General features: G+C 56.9%; 6 protein-coding genes. All 6 read left to right on the top strand.

Annotation, left to right across the window (positions count from 1 at the left end):
- Positions 1-3,517: gliding motility-associated C-terminal domain-containing protein (locus Q0510_RS12750; RefSeq protein ID WP_298712181.1), on the top strand; the 3,517-nt coding region annotated here is incomplete at its 5' end.
- A 250-nt stretch (positions 3,518-3,767) separates the two neighbouring features.
- Positions 3,768-4,367, top strand: a complete 600-nt coding sequence (locus tag Q0510_RS12745; RefSeq protein ID WP_298712179.1) for an RNA polymerase sigma factor — start codon at positions 3,768-3,770, stop codon at positions 4,365-4,367.
- Positions 4,368-4,447: 80 nt separating this feature from the next.
- Positions 4,448-5,587, top strand: a complete 1,140-nt coding sequence (locus Q0510_RS12740; RefSeq protein WP_298712177.1) for a FecR family protein — start codon at positions 4,448-4,450, stop codon at positions 5,585-5,587.
- Between the two features lie 141 nt (positions 5,588-5,728).
- On the top strand, positions 5,729-9,091 hold the full coding sequence (locus Q0510_RS12735; RefSeq protein ID WP_298712174.1) for a TonB-dependent receptor: 3,363 nt from the start codon (positions 5,729-5,731) through the stop codon (positions 9,089-9,091).
- An 11-nt stretch (positions 9,092-9,102) separates the two neighbouring features.
- Positions 9,103-10,614: a RagB/SusD family nutrient uptake outer membrane protein gene (locus Q0510_RS12730; protein WP_298712127.1), complete on the top strand. Its 1,512-nt coding sequence runs from the start codon at positions 9,103-9,105 to the stop codon at positions 10,612-10,614.
- A gap of 4 nt (positions 10,615-10,618) precedes the next feature.
- On the top strand, positions 10,619-10,969 hold a 351-nt coding region (locus Q0510_RS12725; RefSeq protein WP_298712125.1), incomplete at its 3' end, for an endonuclease/exonuclease/phosphatase family protein.

Genomic DNA, 10,969 nt, shown 5'->3' with positions numbered 1-10,969 from the left:
CGGCGAGGAACCCGATGAGGAGCAGGAGGAGGAGGCCGGCATCCCGCCGATCACGATCACCGACATCGAACGTTTCGCACCCGAACGACCCACCGGGCTCTCCGAACCCGACGGGTGGGGACTCGTCGGACGCCCCGTAAACTTCGTCCTCACCGCCGAACCCCACATCATCACCGGCGAACTCTTCGGCCGCCCCGCCCAAGTCCGCTTCACCCCTGCCGCGTTCCGCATCGACACCCCCGCCGGCATTCTCGTCGACTCCGCCGAACCCGGCGCCACCTGGGCCGATAGGACCATCGTCCTGGAATCTGCACTCCCGGCGCTTTCGGGGAACCTGGTGATAGATGGGTCTACCCAGCCAACGGCCGTCCTGGGCATCAGCACGGCGAGGGTCATCATCCGGCCTGTCCCCTTTTCCACCGGCGTCGACGTCCGGCAAATATTCCAGCTGACCAACATAGATAACGTGGAGATTTATGGCCTGGCGCTAAAGTCCACCATTGCATTTTTCAATGATTCTTATGGCATCAAAATAACCGGAGGTAATCATATCACGATCGGCGCGCCGGGAAAAGGGAACCTTATCAACGGTTTCTCCCGCGGCATCTCGCAGGATGGCGCTGAAACAGACGATATTAAAGTGCAGTCGAATATCATTGGTATCGAAGAAGACGGCGAAACCTCCACCATTTATGACCTGGCCAATATGGTATCGGCCGAGTTCCATACTATGAAAAACCTGCTGTTCGGCGGCATGACCGCTGCGGAAGGGAATCTCCTGGTCAGCGAATACGGCGGCATCTATGTGTCCAGCCATGGAGGGGCCGTCCAGGTCGTTAACAACCGCATCGGCACCAATGCGGCGGGCACGGTCAGCAAAAGGCATATCGACGGACCGCAGGTATATGTGGCCTCTTCTACTTCCGATGTATATATCGCCGACAACCTGATTTCCGGCGACGAAAAACACGGGATTTATCTCGCCAATCATGATGGCTTTTTTGAGATCGTCAGGAACAAAATCGGCACCGACATTACCGGTGCCAAGTCCATTTCAAGTTCCAGCACCGGCATATTGCTTTATAATTGCAGCAAAAGGGGGTATATCGGTGGAACGGAAGCGAATGCCAATATTATCGCCACCGGCGGAGTCGGTATTTCCGTGAACGAAAGTTACCAGGTAACCATTTCGAAAAATGAAATGTTCTGCAATTATTACGGCAACATCAATCTATATTGGCAAGAAGGCAAGGCAGGAAGAGAAGCCCCGTTCGTCAACGTTACCTACTGCAATGCCACGGCCATCGGCGGGAAAGCCACGCCCAATGCAACCCTGGAGTTGTTTGCACCTTATAATTGCAGCATGTTTTCCAAATGCGACGGCCGCAAATACCTGACTTCCATGCAAGCCGATGCCAACGGCAACTGGAGCTATAACTTCCCGCCCGGGATAACCGGCGTTATACTGACCGCCACGGATGCCTTCGGCGCCACTTCCGAATATTCCACCGCTAAAATCGACCAGCAAAATCTCGTCATCACACACACCGCCTGCGGCCAAAGCACCGGCAGCATCACGGGAATTTCAGTGCTGCGCGGGCACGAAATCCATTGGGAAGATCTGAACGGAAATATTGTAGGTTCGGATACCGCGCTGAAGAACGTACCGGCCGGGCAATACGTGCTGGCCGTCAACTCCGCCGGTTGCAATAAGCCGGAATGCAAAGTGCTTTACGGTGCATATATGATCGAGGACAAATCACCTTCCATCGACAGAAGCTGGGAGAATATCCGAAACAGCAGCTGCGGGCAGAAGAACGGCAGCATCACCAACGTCTATACGTATGGCCTGAATCTCACTAAAGTGTGGACGAACGCGGCCGGTCAGGAAGTCGGGCAGGGAGATGAGCTCCTGAACGTCGGGTCCGGCGCGTACCACCTGACCATCACCGATGCCGTCAACGGGTGCAGCGCCCAGGCCGGGCCATTCATCATCACCAACGCGGACGGCCCCACCATCGATGTTTCCGGCGCAACGCTCGCACATCCCGCCTGCGGCCAGCCTGCCGGGAGCATTGGCAACATCATCGTCAGCGGCACGGGCGTGATCCAGTACACCTGGAAAAATGCCAGTGGCGCCACCGTTGGCAGCGACCTCCGGCTGCAGGGCGTCCCGGCCGGGAAATACGTTTTGCATTATGCGGATGAAAGTAGTTGTCCGGCTGCGGAATCGGACACGTTTGAACTGAGGGACATAGGCGCAATCGTCCCGGACTATGCATCCACGGTTGTCGTTCCCAACGCATGCAATGCGATCACGGGCGGGGTTACCGGGATCAGGGCGCAAAATGCCGAAACTTACACCTGGACCGATGCCTCCGGCACTGTCGTTGGGCGGGATGCAGACCTGGCCAACGTACCGGCGGGGAGTTACGACCTCCTCATGGAAAATGCCACCGGCTGCAGTGCCACAAAGAATTTCCGGATACCACAATCCACCGCCCAACAGGTGGTACATACGGTCCATACAAGAGCGCCATATTGCGGAAATAACGATGGTACGATCAGTGTCGACATCACTTCCGGTCCCACGCCCGCCAGCTACCGCTGGTCTGATGCGTCCGGAACGGTCATCGGCACCACCAACGCCCTCGACAACCTCGGTAACGGGACCTACACCCTGCACATGACGGACAGGAACGGCTGCGAGCAAAAGTTAACGAGCGTCACCCTCCTGATGCCACCGTTGCCCACGATCGACCAGTCAGGCATGGCGGTTAAAAACGACGAATGCCAAAACAGCACCGGCGCCATTACCGGCATCCGGGCAATGGGGGCCCCTCCTTTCAGCTACGCCTGGCAGCAGGATGGCGATGTTTTGTCTACCGATGCAAATCTGGCGAACGCGCCCGCCGGAAGATACATCCTGAAAGTCACCGACACTTACGGCTGTATCGTGGAAAGCACGCCCGTGTTCATCGGCAACATCAACGCCATGCTCCCGCCGCCGGATTACACGGACCTTGAAATCCTCGCCGGAATGGATGCCGTGCTGAAAGTGAACAACCGCGGGAACGGTACTTACCAGTTATTTGCCGCAAGCGGCAACAGTCCGCTGGCTACCAGCACCGACGGCACGTTCCACATCCCGGGCCTCACCCAAACCACTAATTTCCAGGTGATCCTGAAAAAAGGGGATTGCGCCAGCAGCCCGGAGACGGTAACGGTGAAAGTCGTAGATGAGGTAAAAGTCGTGCTGCCGAACGCCTTCACTCCGAACGGCGACGGCGTTAATGACGTGTTCCGGCTGAGAACCCTCGGGCTGCAAAAGCTCCTGCATTTCACCGTGTACGACCGCTGGGGCAACACCGTGTTCACCACCCGCGACCTGCAAACCGGCTGGGACGGGAAGCGGAACGGGGTTCCGGTGTCGCGGGGCACTTATGTCTGGTTCCTCCAGGGCATCGACCTCGGCGGCAGGGAAATCCGGGAAAAAGGGACGGTGTCGGTGCTTTGAGGAAACCTTTAGAAATTTCCCCTTGTCATTAATTTTCGTATTTTTTGCCCGGAAACAGGTCAGACCAAAATCAAAAAGGATTAACTTATCGTTAATTCCGGCACTATAAGTCGGGGTGTTTTTCCACGTTAATTGCAAGCCACCGGCCGTTTTTAGCGGTTTCCGGACCGGGGGCGCGACATGAGACCGCATTAAGGACGGCTGTCAGTTTCCAGCCGGCGAAATTATATTTGCAAACTAAATTCATTGGATGTCTGAGCGGAAAGAAGATATCGGGCGGGGCTTGTTGCAAGCTGTTGCGGAAGGCGATGAAAGGGCTTTCAGCGAAGTGTTCCATCATTTCCGGAACAAAGTGTACGCGATCGCTTACAAAGTGACCGATTCGGAAGCCCTTGCCGAAGAAGTGCTGCTGGACGTATTCCTGAAAGTCTGGCTGAAGCGGGAACAATTGCCGCAGATCGAGCATTTCACGGCCTGGCTCTTCACCATCACCCGCAACCATCTCTTCAATCTACTCAAACAAACCGCCATGCGCATGCAGGCAGCGCCGTTAACCGGCCAGGAAGACTATTCCTTCCCCTGTTCCGACAATCCCGCCGCCATCCTGCAGGAAAAAGAATACCGCAAAGTGCTCCGGCAGGCCGTGGACCGGCTTCCGCCCCAGCAGAAGAAAGTGTATAGCCTTATCAAAGAACATGGCCTCAAGCGCGAAGAAGCCGCCATGGAGCTGAACCTGTCCCCCGAAACCGTAAAACGCCATTTATCGGACGCCATGCAGTTCATCCGCGTATACTGCGTTTCGCACCTCGGCGCCTGGGCGGCCCTGACTATTGTTAAGGGAATATTATGAATGAAAATTATTTTTCCGCCGGCTGACCCGCTCCCGATTTTTTACTGTCTCCTTTATTAGAACGCACAACCAATCACCGAATGTCCAGACTAGACGAGTTGTTCCATAAACTGCTGTCGGGGTCCTGTACGCAACAGGAAAAACAGGAGCTGTACGCCCTCCTGGCCACGCCGGACCACGACGCCGACCTCCAACGGCTGCTGGACGAAGCCATCGTTTCGGACACCAGCGGCAAGCCGGTCGATGACGGGCGCGCCAACGAGATCCTGTCTATCATCCTGCAGGCGCAGGCCCGTCCGGCCAAACGCAGATCGCTGTACCGCATACTGCGCATTCCCGCGGCGGCGGCGGCAGTGCTGGCGCTGGCCTACTTCGGCATCCGGGAGCTGCGGCAGCCGTCATCCACAAAGGCCGTTGCGGTTAGCCCAACGGCGGTGCAGGATATTTTGCCAGCGGCCGAAGGCGCCATTCTCACATTGGGCGACGGGCATTCCATCCCGCTCGACAGCCAGTCTCAGGGCGTGATCGCCCGGCAGGGCGGCGCAACGGTCAAATTGTCTGGCGGAGCGCTGGCTTACGATAATGTGCAAACCGGCGAGGCCACTTTCAATACGCTCACCACGCCCCGCGGCCGCGTGTTCCGCGTAACCCTCCCGGATGGATCGGGCGTGTGGCTGAATGCCGCCAGCAGCCTGCGGTACCCGACGCGTTTCGATAAATCCGACCGAACCGTGGAACTGCATGGGGAAGCTTACTTCGAGATCACGCCGATGGCCAACAAGCCTTTCCGGGTGAAAGCGGGCGGGAAAACGGAGGTGCTGGTGCTGGGTACGCGCTTCAACGTATCTGCTTACGGAAATGACGCGCAAATCGCCGCCACGCTGCTCCAGGGCAAGGTGGCCGTCAACCAGAAAGTGCTGCAGCCCGGCGAGCAGGCGCAAGTGGAAGGCACGGCGTTGCGGGTACTGAAAGCGGACACGCTGCAGGTAACGGCCTGGCGGAACGGCATGTTCAACTTTGAAAATGCCGATATCCGCGAAGTCATGAACCAGCTCGAACGCTGGTACGATATAGATGTCGTCTACGAGAACGGCGTACCGCCTTTGCGGTTCGGCGGCAAAATGGAACGCGGCCTTTCCCTCCAGCAGATCACGCGGATACTGGCTATATCCGATGTGCATTGCAGGCTCGAAGGCAGGAAGCTGATCATCACACCATAAAATTTCCAAACCGGCAATTCCACGCCCGTACGCCGAAACCACTGGTTGAGGCCGGGCATCCCATGCCTTTTAAATCCTTGACAACGGATCATGTCTCACTTTAACTTGCGAAAACTTCGAATGAAACCTAAACTGACAGTCATGAAGCTGATCTTTATGCTGGCGACAGTCCTCTCCCTGCAGGTGCAGGCCAGGGTTACCGCCCAGACCATTTCCATGACGGGACGGCAGCTCTCCTTCAAGGAGATCTTCGCCCGGCTCGAAAAACAGACAGGCTACGTCGTGTTCTACAACGTCTCGCTGCTGGAAAAAACCAGTCCGGTGAATGTAGACGCGCGCAACATGCCGGTGGCCACTTTCCTGACCACCATCATGAGCGGCCAGCCGATCGATTACGAAATCAACAACAAAACCATCACGATCAAGGAACGGCTGCGGGCCACCGATCCTTCGCCGGCGACCGCCGGCAGCCAGTCCAAAGCGCCGCCGGTAAAGGGCCGCGTGACGGACGAAGAAGGCAACCCGCTGCCCGGGGCCACCGTAGCCGTTGCGGGCACCAGCCGCGGCGTGCAGACCAACGAGAAAGGCGAATTCACCATCGAAGCCGACGGCAAAGACATCCTGTTCATTTCCTATCTTGGTTTTGAAAGGAAAGTGCTGGCGGTGAAGGACATTAAAACCCCGCTGGTCGTGAAGCTCGCGCCGTCCAACAAAAGCGTGAACGAAGTAGTGGTGATCGGGTACGGTTCCGTGGCGAAAAAAGACCTCACTGGCGCCGTTTCGTCGGTGAAGATGTCTGACCTGGCGGATGTGCCCGTGGGCAGGGTGGACCAGATGCTGCAGGGGCGCATCGCCGGTGCGGAATTTGTTTCGGCAGACGGGGAACCCGGTTCGGGCACCACCGTCCGCATCCGCGGCACCCGATCCATCACGGCCAGCAACGAACCGCTGTATATCGTGGACGGGCTGATGGACGCCATCACTTCGCTTAATGAGCTGAACCCCTCCGACATCGAGTCCATCAGCGTGCTGAAAGACGCATCTTCCACGGCGATTTACGGCTCCCGCGGCAGCAACGGCGTTATCATTATCACCACCAAATCCGGCGGCGACAAAAAAGGGAAAACCAATTTCACGCTGCGCAACGACGTAGGCTTTTCCGAGCTGCCCCGTTACCTCGACCTCATGAACGCCACCGAGTTCGCGCAGCTGCAGAACGACCGGTACTACTTCGCCAGCACGGCCAACCAGACCAAGCCGCTGGAAGAATATCCTTATCCCGACCCGCTCTCCCTCGGCACCGGCACCAACTGGACGCAGGAGATCACGCGCAGAGCGCCTTACCACAACCTCACGCTGTCGGCCACCGGCGGCGACAAGGCCACGCAATATTACTTTTCCGTCAACTATAACAACAACCAGGGCATTATCAAAAACAGCGGCATGAAGCGCTACCAGGTTCGCCTGAACCTCGACCGCACCATCAGCCAGCATGTAAAAGCCGGCGTACGCTTCAACTATTCGAACGTGGACCGGGCGCTGAACAACGCCGATGTGGGAACACAGACTTTGTGGTACCGTTCCACCATCTTCCTCTCCCCTACCATTCCCGCCTACAAACCGGATGGCAGCTTCAACGACTGGAACTCCCAATGGTACAGCGGCACCTTGTTCGACTCGCCGCTCGCCAACGTTTTGCTGCGCACGAACGACCGCCTGGAAAAGAGCCTTAGTTCCATGGCCTACCTGGAAGTGACGCCGATCAAAAACCTGCTAATCCGGTCCACCATTTCCTATTCGGATTTTTCGCGGGCCAACGACCAGTACACGCCATCCACCATGCCTACCCGTATGAACGCCAATTCCGGCGGCCTGGCGTATAAAAGCAGCTACGCGGAAAACAACCTGCTGAACGAAAACACCATCACATATAAAAGGACATTCAACCGCCATCATAACTTCGACGCGATGTACGGATTCACCGTGCAGAAACGCCGTTACAACAACATGACGGCCAGCGGGCAGGGGTATTTCATCGACGACATCGAGAACAACGACCTCGGCGCGCTGCCTTCCAAGGAAACGATCAACCTCGCTTCCTCCCTGGAAACCCTCGGCCGGATGAGCCATCTCGCCCGCGCCAACTACAACTACCGCGGACGGTACTACCTCACCGCCACCATGCGCCGCGACGGGGCTTCCAATTTCTCCGCCGACAACAAATGGGCCTTCTTCCCCTCCGCCGCCTTCAAGTGGAACATCAGCAGCGAGCCCTTCATGGAACGCTTCTCCAAACTGAGCACGCTCTCGTTCCGCCTCAGCGCCGGCACTTCCGGCAACGACGCTATCAGCCGCTACCAGGCGCTGTCCAGGCTTTCGTCCACCACCGGCGGCTACCTGTTCAATGGCGCGCAGCCCGTGGCCTACTATCCTTCGCGCATCGCCAACGAAGGCCTCACCTGGGAAAAGACCACCACCTACAACGCCGGCCTCGACCTGTCGTTCTTCAATAAGCGGCTCGACATCGTGCTGGAAGCTTACCAGAGCTCCACTTCCGACCTGCTGCTGACGGTGCAACTGCCCACCCACGTTGGTTTTGGCTCGCGCCTGGCCAACATCGGCAAAACTTCCAACCGCGGGATAGAGCTCACCGTGAACCACGAAAACATCCGCCGGAAGAATTTCTCCTGGTCCACCTCCGTGACCGCTGCGCATAACTCACAGCGCGTGGAAGACATCGGCGGGCTGGAAAGGGTGTCGGTGTACGACAACCCCTATGGCGCACAATATATGATGTATGGCTACGTGAAGGGCCGTCCGCTCAACGCGCTCTGGGGCATGCAATACGCCGGCGTCTGGAAGAATACGGCTGAGATAGAAAAGAACAAAGAGACGAAGGAATACGCATCCTCCGCCGTGAACTTCTACCAGCCCGGCCGCCAGCGTTATATCGACCAGAATAAAGACGGCGTGCTCGACAACAACGACCTTATCTATCTCGGCAACGCCGATCCTCATGTATACGGCGGTATCCAGAATAGTTTCCGGTATAAGAAGATCAGCTTCTCGTTCTATTTCAACTATTCCCTCGGCGGCAAGATTTACAATCCCACCGAATTGTTCATGGGAACGGGAACTTACCTCAGCAACCAGTTCCGTTACATGGTGAACGCCTGGCACCCGGTGCGCAACCCGGATTCGGATTACCCGCGGGCGGATTCGAAAGACGATATCCCGAACGACCGCTTCCTGCACGACGCCACGTTCCTGCGGCTGAAGAACGTATCGATCGGGTATCCCGTCAACCTGAGCAATATCACCGGCAAAAGGCTGCAATCGCTGTACCTGGCGCTCACGGGCAACAACCTCTACCTCTGGAAGCATTACAACGGTTATGACCCTGAAGTATCGACCCAGAGCGGCGGTTCCACGATCCGCAGGATGGACAACGGTGCATATCCGACCAGCAGAACGATCACTTTTAGCGCAGAACTGAAATTCTAAAAACACCAGACATGAAAACGAACAAACTCCGCATACTTCCCATGTTGTTCATCGGCGGCGCGCTCGCGCTGGGCGGTTGCAGCAAACTGCTGGAAGAAAAACCGCACAGCTTCGTGGACGGCGGCGGGTTCTTCAAAAACGAGAACCAGGCCATCGCCGCGCTGAACGGCTGTTATATCGACCTGACCAATATATTCGCGCAGGATCTTATGATCGCCGTCGAATCGGTGACCGACCTGGCTTTCCTCAACTCATCCAACCTCGACGCCAAGCTGGAAATTTCCCCTGCCAATCCTGGTATGGGCGATAATATCTGGACCGCCTGCTACCGTGGCGTGATGTACTGCAACGCCGCCATCGCCGGTATCGACAATTCCGCGATCCCAGAGGACCGCAAGCCCGCGCTGAAGGGCGAAGCGGTGGCACTGCGCGCGTTGTATTATTACATCCTCACCAGCTCCTTCGGCGATGTGCCCTTTTATACCGACGACGTCAACAGCCTGAGCGCCCTGGAAGCCATCGCGAAACTCGGCCGGATGAGCGCCAGCGAAACCCGTACAAAGCTGATCAACGAGCTCAAGGAATACGCACCGCACCTGCCGATGACGCGTACGTCGGAAGTGAAAGACAACCGCATTTCCGCGCCCATGGCGTATATGCTGATCGGCAAGCTCGCGCTGTGGAACAAGGATTACACCACCTGCGCGGACGCTATGGAAGAAATCCGTAAAATCTACGGCCAGCTGGTGCAATACCCGCTGACGGATACGTACTTCCGGAACAAGAACACCCCGGAATCTATTTTCGAGGTGCAGTATACGTGGTCGGCCGCCGGCTTGAAGAAAACCTCCCAGGTGGCAGCCTTCTTCACCCCTACCAAAGCCTCCGGCACCAGTACTTACGACGGGGTGAACATCCCGGAGCTGGGCAGTGCGGCCAATCCGTTCAACTCGGTTACGCCTTCGGAATATATGATGTCGCTGTACGAGCTGGAAGACCCGCGCAAGGAAATCATCCTGGCTTATTCCTACAACGGCACCTGGTTCAAGCGGCCCATGGCCAACAACGGCACCGGCAAGCCCTGGATGGGGCCCAAATTCTGGTATCCCGGCATGACCAACATCGCCGACGGCAACAACCAGAAAGTGTTCCGGTATGCCGACGCATTGCTGATGCTCGCCGAAGCCGCCAATGAACTGGGGAACACCGATCTGGCCATGCAATGCATCAACGACGTGAAATCCCGCGCCAGCGTCGATTTCGAATTGACCACCTATCCCGGCAAGGCCGAATTCCTGGAAGAAGTGAAGAAGGAACGCGCCCGCGAGCTGATGGGCGAATACGGCCGGAAATGGGACCTCGTGCGCTGGGGCGAGTGGTTCAGCAGGATCAGCGAAACCATCGCGGAAGAATATCCCGTGATCAAGGAAAACGCCATGCCCTACCACGAATTCTACCCGATCCCTGACAAAGAAGTGATGCGCTCCAACGGCATCCTCACCAATCCAGCCTATAACCAATAACATCATGAAAAGAAATAGCTCCATCACCGTATGCCTCCTCCTGCTCGCCGCGCTTTCCGCGGGCGCGCAGGACACCTTGAGGGTCCTCAGTTACAATATCCTCGAAGGCATGGTGAAAGACACCACCAAGGGGAAACAAGTGTTCGTGGATTGGGTGAAAACCCATCGCCCGGATGTAGTGGCGCTGCAGGAATGCAATGCCTTCACCCAAAAATCCCTGGAAGAGCTCGCGCTCAGTTACGGCCACCCTTATGCGGTGATCGTGAAAGAAAACGGGTATCCGACCGGCCTTACTTCCCGTTATCCCATCGCCGACATCAAAAAGATCAACGAGAACATGACCCATGGATTTATC

The sequence above is a fragment of the uncultured Chitinophaga sp. genome (genome assembly GCF_937874145.1).
GTDB lineage: Bacteria > Bacteroidota > Bacteroidia > Chitinophagales > Chitinophagaceae > Chitinophaga.
The sequence above is the reverse complement of the archived record's forward strand: the minus strand, read 5'-3'. Positions and strand labels throughout refer to the sequence as shown.

Excerpts from the sequence above, each read along its gene's own strand:
- Q0510_RS12745 (WP_298712179.1), top strand. The coding sequence starts at position 3,768 with ATGTCTGAGCGGAAAGAAGATATCGGGCGGGGCTTGTTGCAAGCTGTT.
- Q0510_RS12740 (WP_298712177.1), top strand. The coding sequence starts at position 4,448 with ATGTCCAGACTAGACGAGTTGTTCCATAAACTGCTGTCGGGGTCCTGT.
- Q0510_RS12735 (WP_298712174.1), top strand. The coding sequence starts at position 5,729 with ATGAAGCTGATCTTTATGCTGGCGACAGTCCTCTCCCTGCAGGTGCAG.
- Q0510_RS12730 (WP_298712127.1), top strand. The coding sequence starts at position 9,103 with ATGAAAACGAACAAACTCCGCATACTTCCCATGTTGTTCATCGGCGGC.